The 17141-nt window shown below is 65.0% G+C and carries 20 protein-coding genes; 5 read left to right on the plus strand and 15 right to left on the minus strand.

Going from position 1 to position 17141, the window contains the following annotated elements; translation table 11 throughout:
* The first annotated feature begins 12 nt into the window (after positions 1 to 12).
* Positions 13 to 999 carry an XdhC family protein gene (locus E8M84_RS16195; protein WP_137112246.1) on the plus strand — a complete coding sequence of 329 codons (987 nt, stop codon included), beginning with the start codon at positions 13 to 15 and terminating at the stop codon, positions 997 to 999.
* The gene (locus E8M84_RS16200; RefSeq protein WP_137112247.1) at positions 999 to 2003 is read left to right on the plus strand and encodes a molybdopterin-binding protein; all 1005 of its coding nucleotides are present in this window, start codon (positions 999 to 1001) and stop codon (positions 2001 to 2003) included. The genes E8M84_RS16195 and E8M84_RS16200 overlap by 1 nt, the downstream gene beginning before the upstream one ends.
* A 40-nt stretch (positions 2004 to 2043) precedes the next feature.
* On the opposite strand, the gene infC is transcribed toward E8M84_RS16200, so the two are convergent.
* Entirely contained in the window at positions 2044 to 2583 is a 540-nt protein-coding gene (infC, locus tag E8M84_RS16205) for a translation initiation factor IF-3 (RefSeq protein ID WP_137112248.1), read from the minus strand.
* Between the two features lie 208 nt (positions 2584 to 2791).
* Between infC and E8M84_RS16210 the strand changes: the two genes are divergently transcribed.
* Positions 2792 to 3286: a hypothetical protein gene (locus E8M84_RS16210; RefSeq protein WP_137112249.1), complete on the plus strand. Its 495-nt coding sequence runs from the start codon at positions 2792 to 2794 to the stop codon at positions 3284 to 3286.
* A 197-nt stretch (positions 3287 to 3483) separates the two neighbouring features.
* Here the strand turns inward: E8M84_RS16210 and E8M84_RS16215 are convergent, their stop codons facing one another.
* The 5 genes from E8M84_RS16215 to E8M84_RS16235 all read right to left on the minus strand — a co-directional run bounded on the left by E8M84_RS16215 (position 3484) and on the right by E8M84_RS16235 (position 7509).
* Positions 3484 to 4305 carry a ferredoxin--NADP reductase gene (locus E8M84_RS16215; protein ID WP_137112250.1) on the minus strand — a complete coding sequence of 274 codons (822 nt, stop codon included), beginning with the start codon at positions 4303 to 4305 and terminating at the stop codon, positions 3484 to 3486.
* 77 nt (positions 4306 to 4382) lie between these two features.
* On the minus strand, positions 4383 to 4787 hold the full coding sequence (locus E8M84_RS16220) for a DUF934 domain-containing protein (RefSeq protein WP_137112251.1): 405 nt from the start codon (positions 4785 to 4787) through the stop codon (positions 4383 to 4385).
* Positions 4784 to 5536: a phosphoadenylyl-sulfate reductase gene (locus E8M84_RS16225; RefSeq protein WP_137112252.1), complete on the minus strand. Its 753-nt coding sequence runs from the start codon at positions 5534 to 5536 to the stop codon at positions 4784 to 4786. Before E8M84_RS16225 ends, E8M84_RS16220 begins: the two co-directional genes overlap by 4 nt.
* Positions 5526 to 7196 (minus strand): nitrite/sulfite reductase, encoded by a 1671-nt coding sequence (locus E8M84_RS16230; RefSeq protein WP_137112253.1) that lies wholly within the window; start codon positions 7194 to 7196, stop codon positions 5526 to 5528. The genes E8M84_RS16225 and E8M84_RS16230 overlap by 11 nt, the downstream gene beginning before the upstream one ends.
* 7 nt (positions 7197 to 7203) lie before the next feature.
* Positions 7204 to 7509, minus strand: a complete 306-nt coding sequence (locus E8M84_RS16235; RefSeq protein WP_137112254.1) for a DUF2849 domain-containing protein — start codon at positions 7507 to 7509, stop codon at positions 7204 to 7206.
* A gap of 143 nt (positions 7510 to 7652) precedes the next feature.
* On the opposite strand from E8M84_RS16235, the gene E8M84_RS16240 reads away from it, so the two are divergent.
* Positions 7653 to 8114 (plus strand): Lrp/AsnC family transcriptional regulator, encoded by a 462-nt coding sequence (locus E8M84_RS16240; RefSeq protein WP_137112255.1) that lies wholly within the window; start codon positions 7653 to 7655, stop codon positions 8112 to 8114.
* A 134-nt stretch (positions 8115 to 8248) separates the two neighbouring features.
* Here E8M84_RS16240 and E8M84_RS16245 read toward each other — a convergent pair whose 3' ends face one another.
* The 8 genes from E8M84_RS16245 to ssb all read right to left on the minus strand — a co-directional run bounded on the left by E8M84_RS16245 (position 8249) and on the right by ssb (position 14180).
* The gene (locus E8M84_RS16245) at positions 8249 to 9424 is read right to left on the minus strand and encodes a cytochrome P450 (RefSeq protein ID WP_137112256.1); all 1176 of its coding nucleotides are present in this window, start codon (positions 9422 to 9424) and stop codon (positions 8249 to 8251) included.
* A complete protein-coding gene (locus E8M84_RS16250; protein ID WP_137112257.1) occupies positions 9424 to 10353 on the minus strand; it encodes a DMT family transporter in 930 nt (309 codons plus the stop codon). The genes E8M84_RS16245 and E8M84_RS16250 overlap by 1 nt, the downstream gene beginning before the upstream one ends.
* A 59-nt stretch (positions 10354 to 10412) precedes the next feature.
* Positions 10413 to 11156, minus strand: a complete 744-nt coding sequence (tpiA, locus tag E8M84_RS16255) for a triose-phosphate isomerase (protein ID WP_137112258.1) — start codon at positions 11154 to 11156, stop codon at positions 10413 to 10415.
* 114 nt (positions 11157 to 11270) lie between these two features.
* Positions 11271 to 11630: an iron-sulfur cluster assembly accessory protein gene (locus tag E8M84_RS16260; RefSeq protein ID WP_137112259.1), complete on the minus strand. Its 360-nt coding sequence runs from the start codon at positions 11628 to 11630 to the stop codon at positions 11271 to 11273.
* Positions 11631 to 11653: 23 nt separating this feature from the next.
* On the minus strand, positions 11654 to 12469 hold the full coding sequence (locus E8M84_RS16265; RefSeq protein ID WP_137112260.1) for a DUF3307 domain-containing protein: 816 nt from the start codon (positions 12467 to 12469) through the stop codon (positions 11654 to 11656).
* Positions 12462 to 13082: a SatD family protein gene (locus E8M84_RS16270; protein ID WP_137112261.1), complete on the minus strand. Its 621-nt coding sequence runs from the start codon at positions 13080 to 13082 to the stop codon at positions 12462 to 12464. Before E8M84_RS16270 ends, E8M84_RS16265 begins: the two co-directional genes overlap by 8 nt.
* A gap of 90 nt (positions 13083 to 13172) precedes the next feature.
* Entirely contained in the window at positions 13173 to 13550 is a 378-nt protein-coding gene (locus E8M84_RS16275) for an SUF system Fe-S cluster assembly protein (RefSeq protein WP_137112262.1), read from the minus strand.
* 93 nt (positions 13551 to 13643) lie between these two features.
* Complete coding sequence (gene ssb, locus E8M84_RS16280) at positions 13644 to 14180, minus strand: single-stranded DNA-binding protein (protein WP_137112263.1); 537 nt, start codon at positions 14178 to 14180, stop codon at positions 13644 to 13646.
* 210 nt (positions 14181 to 14390) lie between these two features.
* On the opposite strand from ssb, the gene E8M84_RS16285 reads away from it, so the two are divergent.
* Entirely contained in the window at positions 14391 to 15002 is a 612-nt protein-coding gene (locus tag E8M84_RS16285; protein WP_137112264.1) for a lytic transglycosylase domain-containing protein, read from the plus strand.
* 35 nt (positions 15003 to 15037) lie between these two features.
* On the opposite strand, the gene E8M84_RS16290 is transcribed toward E8M84_RS16285, so the two are convergent.
* On the minus strand, positions 15038 to 17137 hold the full coding sequence (locus tag E8M84_RS16290; RefSeq protein WP_137112265.1) for an ABC transporter ATP-binding protein: 2100 nt from the start codon (positions 17135 to 17137) through the stop codon (positions 15038 to 15040).
* Between the last annotated feature and the right edge of the window lie 4 nt (positions 17138 to 17141).

Consider the following 17141-nt stretch of genomic DNA (forward strand, 5'->3'; position numbering starts at 1 on the left):
CATACTTGTTTCATGGACCACGCCGCCCACGACCGCATCCCCGAAGCCGCGCTTGACTGGCACCGCGCCGGCCGTGGCGCCGCCCTTGCCACCGTGATCGAGACCTGGGGCTCGGCCCCCCGCCAGGCCGGCAGCCAGCTTGCCATCTCGGGCGAGGGCGAGATGCTCGGCTCCGTCTCGGGCGGCTGCGTCGAGGGCGCGGTCATCACCGAGGCGCTTGACGCTCTGGCCGACCGCAAGTCCCGTGTCCTGACCTTCGGCGTTTCCGATGAAACCGCCTTTGCCGCCGGCCTCGCCTGTGGCGGCACCATCCGCGTCCTGGTGGAACCCGTGGGCGAGGGGCCCGAGGCGCTGCCCGAGGCGATGCTCGCCGACCTTGTCGCCGCCCGTGCACGGCCGGAAGCGCTGGCCGTCGTCACCACCCCCGCCACCTGGGACCGCCGCCTTGTTGCGCCAGGGGATGACCCTGCCACCGATGCCCGCTTCAAGTCCGACCGCTCGGGCATGGAGGAGGACGGCCGCTTCATCGCCATCCACAACCCGCCGCTTCGCCTGATCGTCATCGGCGCGGTCCACATCGCGCAACCCCTCCTCCAGATCGCCCGGACCTGCGGCTATGCCCCCACCCTGATCGACCCGCGCGCGGCCTTCGGGTCGGCTGACCGCTTCCCGGGGGAAACCATCCTTGATGACTGGCCCGACGAGGCGCTGGAGAAGCTGCAACCCGACGCCCGCACCGCCATCGTGACGTTGACCCATGACCCGAAATTCGACGACCCCGCCATCCGCTTCGCCCTGACCTCGCCCGCCTTCTACCTGGGCTGCCTCGGGTCGACCCGCACCCATGCCAAGCGGGTCGAGCGTCTGACCGCAGCCGGGTTCACCCCGGACCAGATCGCCAGGATCCACGCCCCGGTCGGCCTTGATATCGGTGCCAAGACCCCGGCGGAAATCGCCGTCAGCGTCATGGCGCAGATCACCCAGACCCTGCGGAAGTAATGCGCTTCGGTCCTGTTCCCCTGTCGGAAGCAGAAGGCGCGATCCTTGCCCATTCCGTGGCCTTGCCCGAAGGCCGGTTGCGCAAGGGCTGCACGCTGGGCGCGGGCGACATTGCCCGGCTACAGGCAACGGGCCGCGGCGAGGTGATCGTGGCCCGCCTTGACCCGACCGACCTGCACGAGGATGCCGCCGCGCTTGCCATTGCGCAGGCGCTGGTCCCCGACCCACAGGCCGCGGGCCTGGACTTGCGCCCGGTCGGCACCGGACGGGTCAATATTCATGCCCGGACGGCTGGGATTGTTGAAATAGACGCAACAAAGGTTGATGCGCTGAACGCAGTCGACCCGATGCTGACGCTGGCCACCGTTCCGCGCTGGCAACGGCTGGCTGCGGGGGAAATGGCCGCCACCGTCAAGGTCATCGCCTATGGTGTCGCTGCGGACTCGGTCGCGGCCGCCTGCGCTTCCGGGGGGAGTGCCTTGCGCCTCTGCCCGCCCCGTCTGACCCGCGTCGTTCTGGTCGAAACCCACACCGATCCCGCCGCCCGCACGCTGGACCCCGGGGCAATCACCAACCGGCTTGCCACCCTCGGGGCCGGACTGACCGCGCACCTGCATGCCCCGCACCGCGAGGATGCGGTTGCCGCGACACTCGCCGCGATCACCGGGGCGGACCTGATCCTGATTCTCACCGCCTCGGCGACGTCCGACCCCAATGACGTTGCCCCCGGCGCGGTCCGCTGTGCAGGGGGGCGGATCGACCGTTTTGGCATGCCGGTCGACCCCGGCAATCTTCTGTTCATCGGCCAGCTGCACCGCACCCCGGTCATCGGGCTGCCAGGCTGTGTCCGCAGCCCGGCCCTGAACGGCGCCGACTGGGTGATGGAGCGTGTGATTTGTGGTGTTCCCGTCACCGCGGAGGACATCGCGGGAATGGGGGTGGGAGGGCTTCTGAAGGAAATCCCGACGCGGGGCAGACCACGCGAAGCGACCCAAAAATCTTAGCTGGAATTCTTGGGTCTGCGCAGGTCCAACCGTAGCGGGCCTATTTCGGCCCGATCATCATCACCATCTGCCGGCCTTCCAGCTTGGGCATGGATTCGATCTTGCCGGCTTCGGCCACATCGGACTCGACCCGCCTCAGCAGTTCCAGACCCAGTTCCTGGTGCGCCATTTCGCGGCCGCGGAAGCGCAGGGTGACCTTCACCTTGTCGCCTTCGCCAAGGAACTTCAGCACGGACCGCATCTTGACGTCATAGTCATGCGTGTCGGTGCCCGGGCGGAACTTGATTTCCTTGATCTCGATGATCTTCTGCTTCTTGCGGGCTTCGGCCTCACGTTTCTGCGTCTCGTACTTGAACTTGCCGAAGTCCATGATCTTGCAGACCGGCGGCACGGCGGTTGGCGAGATCTCAACCAGGTCCAGTCCGGCTTCCTCGGCCATCTGCATCGCCCGGGCCGGGGTGACGACCCCGACGTTTTCGCCATCCGCGCCGATCAGGCGGATTTCCGGAGCGCGGATGCGGTCGTTGATGCGGGGACCGGTTTCGCGTTGCGGCGGGGCATTGTGGGGTCTGCGGGCTATGGCTGTCGTCCTTGGATGGTTGATTTAGCGGCGGCAATTTAGGCGACGGCGGCCCGGTCTGCAACCCGGCACACCGGAGTTCTGTCAAGATTCCTTCGGCTTTGGGCCTTTTTCCGTACGAGGGAACCTGCCGGTCTTTTCATTCGCCGTCCAAGCTGCCATATGACCCGCATCCGGGCCCGTGGCCCCGGTCATAGGAGAATATGACATGAACAGAACCGTAATCATCGGCGCCATCGTCGTCCTTCTTGCAGCTGGCGGCTACTATCAGTTCAGCTACAAGCCCGCGCAAGAAGCGGAAGCTGCTGCCGCCGCCGCCGCCGCTCAGGCAGAAGCTGACGCGAAAGCCGCCGAGGAAGCCGCCGCCAAGGCTGCCGAAGAGGCTGCCGCCGCTGCCCAGGCTGCCGCTGACGAAGCTGCTGCCGCTGCTGCCGCCACCACCGAAGCCGCAACCGAGGCTGTCGAAGGCGCTGTCGAAGCGACCACCGAGGCCGCTGAAGGCGCTGCCGCGGCCGTGACCGACGCTGCTGCCGCTCTGGATCCGGCCAACTTCAACGCCGACGCCGTTGTCGCGCTCATCGACGGCTCGGCGCTGGACGACGCGACCAAGGCCACCCTGAAGACCGCTGTCGAAGCCGCTCGCGCCAACCCGGCGCTGGTTGCCGACACCGTCGCCCAGGTCAAGACCGCGCTTGGCATGTAATCTTTCGGCACCCGCCGAAGCTGGAAAGGCCGCGAGTTCTGCTCGCGGCCTTTTTCCTTGCGTGACCCTGGGCGGCAGGAAAACGGGCCACAGGATCGCCCCTGCGGCCCGGATTTCCAAAGGTTAAGATCGCCCTAACGCGAAACGGCAAGTCATTGATCTCATGGGTGGATCAGATTTTGTCCACCGTGGACAGATCAGATCCCGTCGCCCACGAAGGCCTTCTCCACGACGAATTCCTTCGGGTCCGAGTTCGCGCCTTCCCGCAGCCCGAACCCTTCCAGGATCGCCTTCACATCGACATTGAAGGCAAGGCTCCCGCAGACCATCGCCCGGTCTTCCTCGGGGTTCATCTTCGGCAGCCCTAGGTCCGCGAAGACCTTGCCCGCGGCCAGGTTGTCGGTGACCCGCCCCATGTGATGGAAGCTTTCCCGCGTCGTCGTCGGATAGTAGCGCAGCTTGCCCTGCACCATCTCGCCGATCAGCGGGTCGTCCTGCAGCCCCTCGACAAGCTGCCGGCCATACTCCAGCTCCGCCACCTCGCGGCAGGTGTGCATCATGATGACCTGGTCGAACTTCTCGTAGACCTCCGGGTCCCGCATGAGGGACGCGAAGGGTGCGATCCCGGTCCCGGTCGCCAGGAACCACAGCCGCTTGCCAGGGAGGAGCGCGTCAAGCACCAGCGTCCCAACCGGCTTCGGCCGCAGGATGATCTCGTCCCCAGGCTGGATGTGCTGCAGGCGCGAGGTCAGCGGGCCGTCGGGCACCTTGATCGAGTAGAACTCCAGCTCTTCATCCCACGAAGGCGAGGCGATCGAATAGGCGCGCAGGAGCGGCTTTCCGTCGTCATTGAGAAGCCCGATCATCACGAACTCCCCCGACCGGAACCGCAGCGTGGCGGGGCGCGAGACCCGGAAGGAGAACAACCGGTCAGTCCAGTGCCGGACTGTGGTCACGGTCTGCGCATCGGGCAGGTGGGGTTTCTGACGGGCGGCGTCCATGGTCACGGTCTCATTCATCGTTTCGCCCTCCATAGGCGAGCGGGGGCTGCAAGGGAAGCCTCTCCCCCTGCGGCCAAATCTCGGGGCAGGGTGAATCAGGCGCGCAGGCGGGCCTGATAGTGATGCGCGCGCCAGTCGGCCGCGCGGAACTTCCACTGGTCCGCCGGTTGCCGGGCGGCGAGGTCATCGGGGATCTCGGCCCCGTCGAACCCCACCCGGCGCAGCATGGCATACTGGTCGGAGATGACCGGGCCCAAGGCCAGAAGCTGACCCTTGTAGCCCATCTCGCGCAGGCGGCGGGCTATGGTGAAGGCGCGACCGTCGTTGAAGGCGGGGAAGGCCACGCGGATCAGGGTCAGCTGGTCCAGCCGCCCCACCAGCGCTTGCGGGTCGTCGGTGTTCGACAGGTCCACGGCGGTCTGGTCGGTCAGATCGGCCAGCGTCACGATCTCGCGCTGGGTGGCCGGGGAAAACCCGGTGTCAGTGACGATCACGCTCATGCCGCGTTCTCCTTCGGGGTGCGCACGGCCTTGCCGTCGATGAAATGGATGCCGCATTCGGTCTTGGACTGCCCGCGCCAACGGCCCGCGCGCGGGTCTTCGCCCGGCTTCACCGGGCTCGTGCAAGGCGCGCAGCCGATGGAGGGGTAGCCCTTCGCGACCAGCGGGTGCCGGGGCAGGCGGTTTTCGACCATGTATTCCTCAAGGTCCTCGCGGCCCCAATGGGCCAGCGGGTTGACCTTGATCCGGTGGTCGCCCTCGTTTTCGAAGAACTGCAGCGCCTCGCGGTCGGTGTTCTGAAACCGCTTGCGCCCGGTGATCCAGCCGTCAAAGGGGGCAAGCGCGCGTTCCAGCGGCTCGACCTTGCGGACGTTGCAGCAGCTGTCGGTGTTGAACTGGTGCAGCGTGTTATCTGGGTCTTCAAAGCTGACGCGGGCCGGGTTGGCGCGGATGGTGCGGACGTCGCAGAGGTTCAGCTTTTCGGCCAGCTCGCGCTGGTAGTCGAGTGTTTCCTGGAACAACATCTTGGTGTCGACAAAGAGGACCGGCGTTTCCGGGGCGATGACGCTGACGAGGTGGAGGAGCACGACGGATTCCGCCCCGAACGACGAGACAAGGGCCACGCGGCCCAGATCGTCGTCCTTCAGCGCATGCTCAAGGACGGCGGTCGCCGAGTGGTGCTTGTAGCGCGCGTTCAGCGTCGCGACACGCTCGGCTACCGGACCGTCGTGGCGGCCGTCACGCGGCATCTTGGGCGTCTTCCGTGTCGTAGAGTGCGACCTTGAACGGCTCCATCCCGACCCGCTTGAAGGCTTGAAGGAAGGTCTCTGACGGTTCAGTGCGGAGGTCCAGGTAGGCGCGGAGGATGCGTTCGATGGCAGGGACGATTTCGGTGTAGGCAAAGCCGGGCCCGGTCTTTTCGCCGACCACCGCGTCTTCGGTGCCGTCACCGCCAAGGGTGATCTGGTAATTCTCTACACCCGCTCGGTCGAGGCCGAGGATGCCGATATGGCCGACATGGTGGTGACCGCAGGCGTTGATGCAGCCGCTGATCTTGATCTTCAGCGGGCCGATTTCGTGTTCCAGCTTCAGCGCCTCGAAATGGGTGGCCAGTTCCTGCGCGACCGGGATCGAGCGGGCGGTGGCCAGCGCGCAGTAGTCCATGCCGGGGCAGGCGATGATGTCAGAGAGGAGGCCGACGTTGGCTGTGCCGAGGCCGGCTTTCACCAGCTGGGCATGCAGCGCGGGCAGGTCTGATTTGTGGACATGCGGCAGGATGACGTTCTGCTCATGGCTGATGCGCAGGTCGGAATGGCCATATTTTTCAGCGAGATCGGCGATGAGCCTCATCTGGTCGGAGGAGGCATCGCCTGGGGTCTGGCCGTGGGCCTTCAGGCTGATCGTGACGATGGCGTATTGCGCGTTGCGGTGCGCGGTCAGGTTGGTGTCGGCCCAGGACCGGAAGGTCGGGTCGGCCTTGTAGAAAGCATCGTAGGCGTCAGTGGGCGCGTTGCGGAAGGCGGGGGGCGCAAAGGCGTCGCGGATGTCGGCCAGGAGTTTCTGGTCGTTGCCGCCGAACAGGGGACGAAGCTCGGCAAAGCGGGCTTCGATCATTTCGGTGATCGCTTCCTTGCCAGTCTCATGCACGGTGATCTTGATCCGCGCCTTGTACTTGTTGTCGCGGCGGCCGAGCGTGTTGTAGACGCTGAGGACCGCTTCGACATAGGGCAGCAGGTCGGCCTCGGGCAGGAAGTCGCGGACGGTGACGCCGATCATCGGGGTCCGGCCAAGGCCGCCGCCAACGATGACTTCAAAGCCCGGCTCTCCGGCGGCATTGCGGACCATACGCAGGCCGATGTCGTGGGCCTTGGTCACGGCGCGGTCGTTGGGGCTGCCGGTGATGGCGATCTTGAACTTGCGCGGCAGGAACTGGAATTCCGGGTGGTCGGTGGACCACTGGCGCAGAAGCTCGGCATAGGGGCGCGGGTCGGCGATTTCATCCGCTGCGGCACCGGCGAAGTGGTCGGCGGTGACGTTCCTGACGCAGTTGCCCGAGGTCTGGATCGCGTGCATTTCCACATCGGCCAGCGCCGACAGGATCGCGGGCACGTCCGGCAGTTTCGGCCAGTTGAACTGGATGTTCTGCCGGGTGGTGAAGTGGCCGTAGCCTTTGTCCCATGTGTCGGCGATGTAGGCGAGCTGGCGCATCTGGCCGGGGTTCAAGGAGCCGTAGGGGATTGCGACCCGCAGCATGTAGGCGTGGAGCTGCAGGTAGAGCCCGTTCATCAGGCGGAGCGGGCGGAACTCGTCTTCCGTGAGGCTGCCGTCCAGGCGGCGGTCGACCTGCTGGCTGAACTGCGCGACGCGGGCGCGGACGAAGGCTTCGTCGAAGTCGGAGTAGGAATACATTGCGCCCTCAGCTGGCCAGGTCGGCTTGCTTGCCGTGGTTGTAGTTGGAGGGACCGCGGGTGCGGAATTCCTCGCGGAAATGGGTGGGTTCGGGGCCGTTCGGGCCGGGCCGGGCATCTGCCAGATAGGCGCCGACGATGGTCAGCTTCTGCGCCGCTGCGTGCAGAAGGCGCATCTGGGCGTGCGCCTCGTCCTCGATGAGTTCCGCCTCGTGGTGGAGGAGAGACCAGCTGTCGTCCGCCTTGAGGTAGACGACATCGCCTTCCCGCAGGCGGTTGGCGGTCACGATCTTCGGAGTGAAGCGGCGGCTCATCATGCCCTCGGCGATCAGGAAATCTGTAGTGGAATATAGAATATTTTCCCCTTCCGGGACCAGAGAGGCTTGCAGATAAGGACATGTGTTCCGATAGTGATCCAGAGGGGAACCGATGTTCCGCGAAAGGGGAGAATTCAGGAATGAGCGCCGCGCTAGACGATCTGGACCGGAAAATCCTGTCGGAACTGCAGAGTGATGCCGAGCAGTCGCTGGATGAAATCGCCCGGAAGGTGGGGTCTTCGAAGACGCCGGTCTGGAACCGGATCCGCCGGATGCGCGAACAGGGGGTCATCACCCGGACGACGGCGATCCTGGACCCGGAGGCTTTGGGGCTGGAGGCCTGTTTCTTCGTGCTGATCCGGACGTCGGAGCATGAGGCGGAGTGGCAGCGGAAGTTCCTGAAAGCGCTGCGCGAGCGGCCCGAGGTGCTGGAGGCGCATCGGCTGGCGGGGGATATCGACTATATCCTGAAGGTGCGGGTGAAGAATGCGCGGGCCTATGACACGTTCTACCAGGCGCTGATTTCCGAGGTGCGGATCTATAATGTGACGGCGCTGTTGAGCATGGAAGAGATCAAGTCGACGACAGTGCTTCCCCTGTGACGCGCGGTTTTCTTATGGAGCGCTGACGCGCAAGTCCTTTGTCTCGTCGGCGCGCCTGCGCGCTTCTCCTCGGGCGTTGGGGGCGCTTCGCCCCCCAAACCCGCAGAGGATACTTGCAGAAGCGAAAGACCTTGTCAGGCGGTGACGCGCAGTTCGCGCAGGCCGTGGAAGTGGTAGACGTCGCCGTAAGCGGGTGCCTCGGCCAGTCTAAGGTCTGGATGGTGCTGGAACAGGATCGGCAGGGCGACCTGCAGTTCCAGCCGGGCCAGAGGGGCGCCGACGCAGAAGTGGAGGCCTGCACCGAAGCTGGCGTGCGGTTTCACCGGCCGCTTCGGGAGGAAATGGTCGGGGTTTTCCCACACGCCGGGATCGCGGTTCGCGGCGGCGAGAAGCAGGCCCACCTGGTCGCCGCGGTGGAAGGTGTGGCCCATCACCTCGACGTCCTCATAGGCATGCCGGGTGAACATGTGCAGCGCGGGATCGAAGCGGAGGATTTCCTCGACGGTGCCCTCGATGTGGTCGGGGGCGAGCGCGGTGAGCGGTGTTCGGGTTTCGAGAAGCGTCTTCACGCCGTTGCCGATGGTATGGACTGTCGCCTCGTGCCCGGCGTTCAGAAGAAGGATGCAGGTGGCGATGAGCTCGTCTGTGGACAGCTTCTCGCCCTCGCTTTCGGCGGCGATCAGCTGGGTGATGAGGTCGTCGGCGGGCTTGGCGCGGCGTTCGTCGACGTAAGAGCGGAGGAAGGCGACGAAAGCCTCGGTCGCGGCCACCGCCTTGTCCTCCATCTGCCGCGTGCGGCCGGCCATGTACATGCCGACCATCGCGTTCGACCAAGAGAGAAGGTCCGGGGCCATCGCCTCGGGCACGCCGAGGAGACGTGCGATGATGCGGACGGGCAGGGGCTGGGCGAAGGTTTTCAGAAGGTCGAAGTCGCCCTTCGGGCAGGCTTCTGCAAGTTCGGTCGACAGGGCGGCGATGTCCGGGGCGAGGCCCGCGATACGGCGCGAGGTGAAGGCCCGCAGGACGAGGTTGCGCAGCCGGGTGTGGCGGGGCGGTTCCAGTTCCAGCATCGAATGGGCCTCGACCGCGTAGAAGGGGGCGAGGTGGGGCGGGATCGGCAGGGGGTCCACCGGCTCACGTCCAAAGCGGCGGTCGCGGAAGATCGCGTTCACGGCCGCGGCGTTGCCGGTGCAGACGAGGGCATAGTCGGTCCAGTGGAAGAAAGGTCCGGCGGCACGGGCGCGTTCGTAGAACGGGTAGGGGTTCTGGACGAAGGCAGGGTCCTTGGGCGATTGCTGCAGGGAGAGCATCACGTCCTCTGATTGGCCAAAGCCGGACCGATCAGGCCCTGGGCGATCAAGGCCCCGGTCACCACGATCGCTGCACCGGCAGTTTGCGCCCAACTCCACGGGCCGCCAAGGATGAACACCATCAGCATGACGTAGAAGGGCACCGCGTTCATGTGCATCGAGGCGGCACCAATCCCGATCCGGCCTACGGAAATGATCCACAAAAGTTGGCTGATCGCCATCGAACCGATGCCGAAGATCGCAAGCCCGGTGAATTCTGGCAAGCCGATCGCACTCCAGTTCGGCCAGTTGCCCCGCAGGAGCCCGTCGGCTGCGGCGACGATCAGGGCAACCACGGCGCAACCGGAGACCGTTATCGCAACGCGACCAAGTGCGGACAGTTCGGGAAGGGCCTTGACCGTTTCCCGCGAGCCCCAGGTGTAGAGGATGACCGAGGCGAGCGCGGCAAGCACGCCAAGGCCGAAATCGACCTCGCCCTCGGCCCCGCTGACGGCAATCAGGCCGCCAACGAGTGACAATACAAGCCCGATGGCCAGGGCACGGGTGAAGGGGCGCTTGTCGGCGATGCATTCCAGCAGAATGCCGATTACGGGCATCGCGGCAGAGACGATGGCCACCGTGACAGGGTCATTGAACTGCAGGGCGATGATGACGAAGAAAGAGGCTAGGCCCAGGGTCACGAAGCCGACCCAGGCGCCCCGTGTCCAGTTTGCTTTGGTCACGGTGGCCACGCCCTCGGCCGCGATCCAGAGCGGAAGGAGCACGAGCGCCGCCAGCGTGGTGCGCGCGGCGGTCAGCGCGACGGGAGGCATGTGCGGGATGATGAGATCGGCCGCGGGCAGGCCTGCGGCCCAGACCACCATCGAGGCCAGGCAGATGAGGTTGGCGGTCAGAAGTGACCGTCGCGCATCGGAGGAAATGTCTGTCATGCGCGCAGGTTAGGCATCCTGTCGCAGACGGGCTGATCCATCCGCGACAGGGGATGTCGTCAGGCGGCCGACAGCGCTGCGACGATCGCACCGAAATCTGCGGCCTTGAGGCTGGCGCCACCGACCAGCGCGCCATCGACATGCGGCACGGCAAAGATGTCGCTGGCGTTCGACGGCTTGACCGAGCCGCCATAAAGGATGCGGACGCCCTCGGCCTCGGTCCCGATCAAACCGCGCAGGCGACCGCGCAGAAAGCTGTGCACTTCGGCGATTTCGGCCAGCGTCGGGGTGCGGCCGGTGCCGATGGCCCAGACAGGTTCGTAGGCAATGACGAGATTGGCCGCAGTCGCACCGCCGGGGATGGACCCGTCGATCTGGGTGCCGATCACGGCAAGGGTCTTGCCAGAGTCGCGCTCGGCCTCGGTCTCGCCGATGCAGACGATGGCGGTAAGGCCCGCGTCGACAGCCGCTTCGGCCTTGGCGCGGACCAGGGCGTCAGTTTCGCCATGGTCGGTGCGGCGTTCGGAATGGCCGACGATGACATGGGTCGCGCCCGCATCGCGCAGCATCGCCACCGAGATGTCGCCGGTATGTGCGCCCATCGGTTTCGGATGGCAGTCCTGCGCCCCGACCTTCAGTGCCGTGCCGGCTGCCGTGTTGGCCATGGCGGCGATCAGGGTTGCGGGCGGGCAAAGCAGCATCTCGCAAGCCGGATCGGGATGGGCCTCAAGCAGCGCCGTCACTTCGTCCAGCGAAGCCCGGGTGCCGTTCATCTTCCAGTTTCCGGCGGCAAGTTTCTTCATCTGTCGTTTCCTTGTGCAGTCCAGACACGCCTAGCGTGTATGTCCGGAAAGGAAAAGGCGGTAGATCGGCAACAATCCGTTCGTTGCCCCCGCGTCAAGCCAACCTGCCTTGGGTCAGGCGCCGGGCGCGTCGCGGAACTTGATCGATTCCCCGCAGCCGCAAGCCTCGACCACATTGGGATTGCGGAACTTGAAGCCGCTTTCCACAAGGCCGGTTTCATAGTCGATCTCGGTGCCGATCAGGAACATCTGGGCCATGGGCGCGATCATCACCCGCGCGCCGTCCTGTTCCACCACCTCGTCCAGCGGATTGATCGCGGTGACGTATTCCATCGTGTATTCCATCCCCGCACAGCCGCCCTTCTTGACGCCGATGCGCAGGCCCTGGCTGCCTTCGCGCGCCATGAGCCGGGCGATCTGGCCGGTTGCAGCGGGGGTCAGGGTGACAGCGGCTTTGCCGGGAATGCCGAACATGGATGGACTCCTTTGCCGGTAACTTAAGGTGTCTGCGCCGGAATTCCAAGCGGGGGCAGATGACCAAGTGCGGCGACGGTCGCGAAGGAGACGACAAGGGCCCAGCCGAACGAGGCAAGCGTGCCGATGATGACATATTCGGACAGGGCGCGATCCTCTTTCACCGCGCCGTAGCGCAGGATCGACTTGGCGGCCATCAGCAGGCCCACGCCCTGCGGCTGACCGATGAGGACAAGGACGAAGATCAGCCCGCGTTCTAGTAGGCCGATCAACCGGCCCGCCCCGGGCAGACCCTCGGCGGCGATGTCGGCCGGAAGGTTTGCAGCGAAAGGCTGCATCAGAAGCCCGACCGCGAAGCCGCCGGTGCGGGTGGCGAGGATGAGGCCGGTCAGCAGGACCATCAGCGACGGGAGCTGGCTGACGGGCAGCGGCACCGCTTCGGACCAGAGGCCGGTCCCCAGGATGCCGCCGTCATCGCCGGTCACGATGGCTCCGGGAGCCCAGAAGCCGTTGGCCCAGAGGTCGGGAAGCCAGAGGGCGAGGGTGATGAGGGTGGCAAGGTGCAGGGACTGGTCGATCAGGAACGGTGCCAGGCCGCCCGAGGTTTTCCAGACCGAGACCAGGACCAGCTTGCCGACGTCGATCGCGATATGGACAAGGGCCAGCACCAGAAGTGCCGGATGCAGCGATCCGGTGGCGGCGACGGCGGTTGCGTAGACGATGACGAGGTGCAGGCCCAGCGCCAAGGGAGTGCGCTTGTTGGCCACCATCCAGTTGGTCTGGAACACGAAATCGGCGAGGGTGTGGGCGAAAAGGAGGGCGATGAAGGTTTCAGTCATCGGCGGCTTTCAGTTCGGCTTCGAAGGCAGAAACGACCGCCTTTATGTCCCACCAGTTTGCGCCCTGCAATCTGTAGCTGGCCGCTGCCGGGCTTATGCCGAGCGACTGCGCTATGGAAAGACCTGACGGCTCGTCCAAGGCCAGAGCCATCACCATGGCTTCTGCCTGTTGCGGGGTCCACTTCCGGGCTACCTGATCGGCCAGTCGCGCCGCAGCCGAGGTGATCGCACCAAGCTGTCGGGTGGTGCTTGCAATCGCAAACTCTGCCCGCCTGGGCATCTGGTCCAGCGTCTCGCCCGAGAGCACGAAGGCGTTGCCTGTTTCGGCCCCAAGCGACGGTGCACGGTCAGTCGCAATCTCGGCGATACCGATGCCGAAGCGTGTCAACGGGGCGTTCTGCGCGCGCAGGCGGGCCGTCACGATCAGGGCGAAACGCAGGGCCAGTTCTGGCCGCACCAGGAGAGCCTGCCAGCCGTCGCCGCGATATCGAGTGAAAGGCGCAGCAAACTGGCCTGCCGTGTCGGCAATGGCAGCAAGCGCACGGTCAGTGGCTTGCTGCCCGGACTTTCGCGAGCCAATCAGATCGCCGGTCAGGACTGCTGCGTCGCTCATGACGCATCGTTTAGCATGCCAAGAGCTGAACTTCAAAGAAATTCAGCTTTAAGGCTTAAATAGATGCAATTTCAGCTTGAAGGCTTTACTCTACATGAACCCCAGTTCGAGCCGGGCTTCATCGGACATCATGTCCATGCCCCAGGGCGGGTCGAAGGTCATGTTGACGTCGACGTGTTTCACCCCCGGCAGGGGTTCGACCGCATTGGCAACCCAGCCTGGCATCTCTCCGGCGACGGGGCAGCCAGGTGCGGTCAGGGTCATGGTGATCTCGACCTCGTTCTCGGGGCCGATCTCGATCGTGTAGACGAGGCCCAGATCGAAGATGTTGACCGGGATTTCCGGGTCGAACACCGTGCGGCAGGCCTCGACGATCTCGGGGTAGAGCGGATGATCGGTCGAAGAGGGCTTGATCAGCGGCTGGCCCTCGGTCGGGCCCGCCGTCTGGACGGAGGTCTGGTCCTGCATGTGGTCGTCCCGACGCGTTAGGTATGTTGACCGATTATATAGGGAATGGTCGGGTCAAGGTCCAGTGGCGCCGGACATCGATGCCGGGTCGGATCAGAACGGGATTTCGTCGTCGAGATCGGACCGGCCGCCGCCACCGCCCGCGCCGCCACCCGAGCCGCCGCCAAAGCCGCCACGGCTGCCGCCTGAGGAGCCGCCGTAGCCGCCGCCCTGGCCACCCTCATCATAGCCGCCACGATCATCATAGGCGCCACCGCCACCGCCCGAGCCGCCATCACCACGGCCGCCAAGCAGCGTGAGGTTGCCGTTGTAGGGACGCAGGACAATTTCCGTGGTGTACTTGTCCTGGCCGGACTGGTCCTGCCACTTCCGGGTTTCAAGCGAGCCCTCGATGTAGACAGTGCTGCCCTTCTTCAGGTACTGCTCGGCAATCTTGGCCAGTGCTTCGTTGAAAATCGCGACCGAATGCCATTCGGTCCGCTCTTTCCGTTCGCCCGATTGCTTGTCGCGCCAGGTTTCCGAGGTGGCGATGCGCAAGTTCACCACCTTGCCGCCGTTCTGGAAACTGCGCACCTCGGGGTCGCGGCCGAGGTTGCCGATGAGAATAACCTTGTTGACCGACCCCGCCATGCGAATCTCCCTTGCTGGTCTCCGGGCAGCTTCGCCGCGGATGGTTAACAAACCTATACCGGGGTTCCGGGCGGCTGCAACCAAGCCATTGGACTGGGGCGGCAGGGTCCGGAATGCCTGCGAAATCGCGACTGGAAAATCGGGACGAACTGGCTATAGTCCAGCCGGTCGCGTCAAGACTGCGCGAGCGGTGTGGGTATGGATTTCGGGATGCAGAAGATTGTCTGCCGGACAGCTCTGGCGGCCATCATGGCCTCTGGTTTGGCAAGCGCTGGCCTTGCCGAAGGGCTGAACCTGTCCGGCTCGACCAAGTCCCGCAGCGCGCTGTTCAAGTCGCAGTCCGAGCTGATCGACAAGAAACTGTCGAAGCAATACAGCGGATCGGTCAAGCTGACGCCCAAGTACAAGAAGGGCGAAGAGATCGCCGACGCCAAGGGCATTCCTGCGTACCGCGGCAGCTACAAGGGCGAGTATCTGGAAGTCGCCAAGTCCGCAGCGCGCAAGCATGGCGTGCCGGAAGACTTGTTCCTCCGGCTGGTGCAGCAGGAAAGCGGCTGGAACCCGGTTGCGGTGTCGACCAAAGGGGCGACGGGGCTGGCGCAGCTGATGCCCGAGACGGCCCAGCATCTGGGCGTCGACATCAACGATGCCGAAGAGAACCTTGAGGGTGGCGCGCGCTACCTGCGAATGATGTTCGACAAGTTCGGCACCTGGGAGCTGGCGCTAGCCGCCTACAACGCCGGTCCGGGGGCTGTCGAAGAGCACAACGGCATTCCGCCCTTCGAAGAGACCAAGGGCTATGTGAAGGCGATCCTAGGTTAGGGCGGTGGGCAGTCTGCCCACCCTACGCCGTCTCGTCACTCCGCCGCGATCTTGATCACCGGCTCCATCGTCGCCAGCACCTCGCGCGAGAGGTGGCACTTGATCTGGTGACCGCCCTCCAGCACCTGCACTGGCGGCACCTCACGGTCGCACAGTCCCCCCGGAACCTGGGATTTCCAGCGGCAGCGGGTCTGGAACGGGCAACCGGGCGGCGGGTTCATGGCCGAAGGGATGTCGCCTTCCAGCACGATCCGCTTGCGTTCCACCCTGGTGTCGGCAATCGGGACGGCCGACAGCAGCGCCTCGGTGTAGGGGTGGTAGGGGGGTGAGAAGACCTGATCGGTCGTGCCCATTTCCACCACATGGCCGAGATACATCACCATGACCCGGTCCGACAGGTAGCGGACGATCGACAGGTCGTGGCTGATGAAAAGCAGCGTTGTCTTGTTCTCGCGCTGGATGTCCATCAACAGGTCGGTCACGGCGGCCTGGACAGAAACGTCCAGCGCGCTGACCGGCTCGTCGGCCACCACGACCTTGGCCCCGCCGGCAAAGGCCCGCGCGATGCCCACGCGCTGCTTCTGACCGCCGGACAACTGGCGCGGCATCCGTTCGGCGAAGGCGCGGGGGAGTTTCACCAGGTCGAGCAGCTCCAGCATCCGCTGGTGCCGTTCGGCGTCGGACTTGCCGAAGTTGAAGATCTCCAGCGCCCGGATGATCTGGCGGCCCACGGTCATCGAGGGGTTCAGGGTGTCGAAGGGGTTCTGGAACACCATCTGCACCTGGGAGACGGTGTCGGTGTTCCGTTTCTGAATTGGCGTGGACTGGACGTTTTCGTCAAAGAGCATGATCGAGCCCGATGTCGCCGTTTCCAGCCCCATCAACACCTTGGCGAAGGTCGACTTGCCGCAGCCAGACTCGCCGACGATGGCCAGGGTCTCGCCTTCGCGCGCCTCGAAGGACAGGGTTTCGTTGGCCTTGACCACCTTCTTCGCGCCGCCTCCGAAGGCGCCACCCGAGACGGAGTAATACTTGCGCAGGTCTTCCATCTTCAGAACCACGCGGCCGATTTCGGCCTTTTCCTTGACCTCGCGCTTGGTGGGGGGCGCGGACCAGTCGATTTCCTGCCAGCGGAGGCAACGGCTGTCGTGGCGGTCATCGCCCGGGATATGCGACATCGGGATGTCCATCTCGTCGCAGCGGCCCTTTTCGAAATAGTCGCAGCGCGGCCCGAAGTTGCAGCCCTTGGGACGTTCGTGGGGCAGGGGAAAGTTGCCGGGGATCGAGATCAGGGGCCGGGCGTTCTTGTCGGCGCCAGGCAGCGGGATCGAACGGAACAGCGCCTGGGTATAGGGGTGGCGCATCTTGTCGAAGACTTCGGTGACACTGCCGGTTTCAACCGCCTCACCGGAATACATCACGCAGATCCTGTCACAGACATCCATCACCAGGCCAAGGTTGTGGCTGATGAAGAGCATCGAGGTGCCGTATTTCTCGCCCAGTTCCTTGACCAGATCGACGATCCCGGCCTCGACCGTGACGTCCAGCGCAGTCGTGGGTTCGTCGAGGATCAACAGCGCGGGCTTGGCCATCAGCGCCATGGCGATGACGATACGTTGCTGCTGGCCGCCAGACAGCTGGTGCGGGTACGCGTTGATGATCCGGTCAGGGTCGGGGAGCCGCACGTCGGCGACGATCTGCCGGGCCAGCTTCCAGGCCTCGGCCTTGGACATCCCGGAGTGGAGCATCGGCACTTCGGCCAACTGCGCCCCGACCTTCATAGCCGGGTTCAGGGACGCCATCGGCTCCTGGTAGATCATCGCGATTTCGGACCCGCGGATGTGGCGCAGTTCCTCATCGCTCATTTTCGCCAGGTCGCGGCCCTTGAACTTCATCGACCCGGCGACGATGCGGCCGGTCTTTCCAAGTTCCCGCATGACGGCCAACGCGACGGTGGATTTGCCGCAGCCGGATTCGCCGACCAGGCCCATCGCCTCGCCGGCCATGACGGTGCAGGAGAAGTCCATCACCGCGGGGATTTCACGCAGGCGGGTGAAGAAGGAAATCGACAGGTGCTCGATTTCCAGGATCGGCTGCGACGGGTCCCAAGGGGTATCGGGGGCGGGGGCTGTCATGGCA

It is taken from the genome of Rhodobacter sp. SY28-1 (assembly GCF_005222785.1).
Lineage (GTDB): Bacteria > Pseudomonadota > Alphaproteobacteria > Rhodobacterales > Rhodobacteraceae > Tabrizicola.

Excerpts from the sequence above, each read along its gene's own strand:
- E8M84_RS16275 (WP_137112262.1), bottom strand. The coding sequence starts at position 13,550 with ATGCAGGACCAGACCTCCGTCCAGACGGCGGGCCCGACCGAGGGCCAG.
- E8M84_RS16270 (WP_137112261.1), bottom strand. The coding sequence starts at position 13,082 with ATGAGCGACGCAGCAGTCCTGACCGGCGATCTGATTGGCTCGCGAAAG.
- E8M84_RS16285 (WP_137112264.1), top strand. The coding sequence starts at position 14,391 with ATGCAGAAGATTGTCTGCCGGACAGCTCTGGCGGCCATCATGGCCTCT.
- ssb (WP_137112263.1), bottom strand. The coding sequence starts at position 14,180 with ATGGCGGGGTCGGTCAACAAGGTTATTCTCATCGGCAACCTCGGCCGC.
- E8M84_RS16245 (WP_137112256.1), bottom strand. The coding sequence starts at position 9,424 with ATGCTCTCCCTGCAGCAATCGCCCAAGGACCCTGCCTTCGTCCAGAAC.
- E8M84_RS16230 (WP_137112253.1), bottom strand. The coding sequence starts at position 7,196 with ATGTATTCCTACTCCGACTTCGACGAAGCCTTCGTCCGCGCCCGCGTC.
- E8M84_RS16240 (WP_137112255.1), top strand. The coding sequence starts at position 7,653 with ATGAGCGCCGCGCTAGACGATCTGGACCGGAAAATCCTGTCGGAACTG.
- E8M84_RS16265 (WP_137112260.1), bottom strand. The coding sequence starts at position 12,469 with ATGACTGAAACCTTCATCGCCCTCCTTTTCGCCCACACCCTCGCCGAT.
- E8M84_RS16225 (WP_137112252.1), bottom strand. The coding sequence starts at position 5,536 with ATGCCGCGTGACGGCCGCCACGACGGTCCGGTAGCCGAGCGTGTCGCG.
- E8M84_RS16250 (WP_137112257.1), bottom strand. The coding sequence starts at position 10,353 with ATGACAGACATTTCCTCCGATGCGCGACGGTCACTTCTGACCGCCAAC.
- E8M84_RS16260 (WP_137112259.1), bottom strand. The coding sequence starts at position 11,630 with ATGTTCGGCATTCCCGGCAAAGCCGCTGTCACCCTGACCCCCGCTGCA.
- tpiA (WP_137112258.1), bottom strand. The coding sequence starts at position 11,156 with ATGAAGAAACTTGCCGCCGGAAACTGGAAGATGAACGGCACCCGGGCT.
- E8M84_RS16215 (WP_137112250.1), bottom strand. The coding sequence starts at position 4,305 with ATGAATGAGACCGTGACCATGGACGCCGCCCGTCAGAAACCCCACCTG.
- E8M84_RS16235 (WP_137112254.1), bottom strand. The coding sequence starts at position 7,509 with ATGAGCCGCCGCTTCACTCCGAAGATCGTGACCGCCAACCGCCTGCGG.
- E8M84_RS16200 (WP_137112247.1), top strand. The coding sequence starts at position 999 with ATGCGCTTCGGTCCTGTTCCCCTGTCGGAAGCAGAAGGCGCGATCCTT.
- E8M84_RS16220 (WP_137112251.1), bottom strand. The coding sequence starts at position 4,787 with ATGAGCGTGATCGTCACTGACACCGGGTTTTCCCCGGCCACCCAGCGC.
- E8M84_RS16195 (WP_137112246.1), top strand. The coding sequence starts at position 13 with ATGGACCACGCCGCCCACGACCGCATCCCCGAAGCCGCGCTTGACTGG.
- E8M84_RS16210 (WP_137112249.1), top strand. The coding sequence starts at position 2,792 with ATGAACAGAACCGTAATCATCGGCGCCATCGTCGTCCTTCTTGCAGCT.
- E8M84_RS16290 (WP_137112265.1), bottom strand. The coding sequence starts at position 17,137 with ATGACAGCCCCCGCCCCCGATACCCCTTGGGACCCGTCGCAGCCGATC.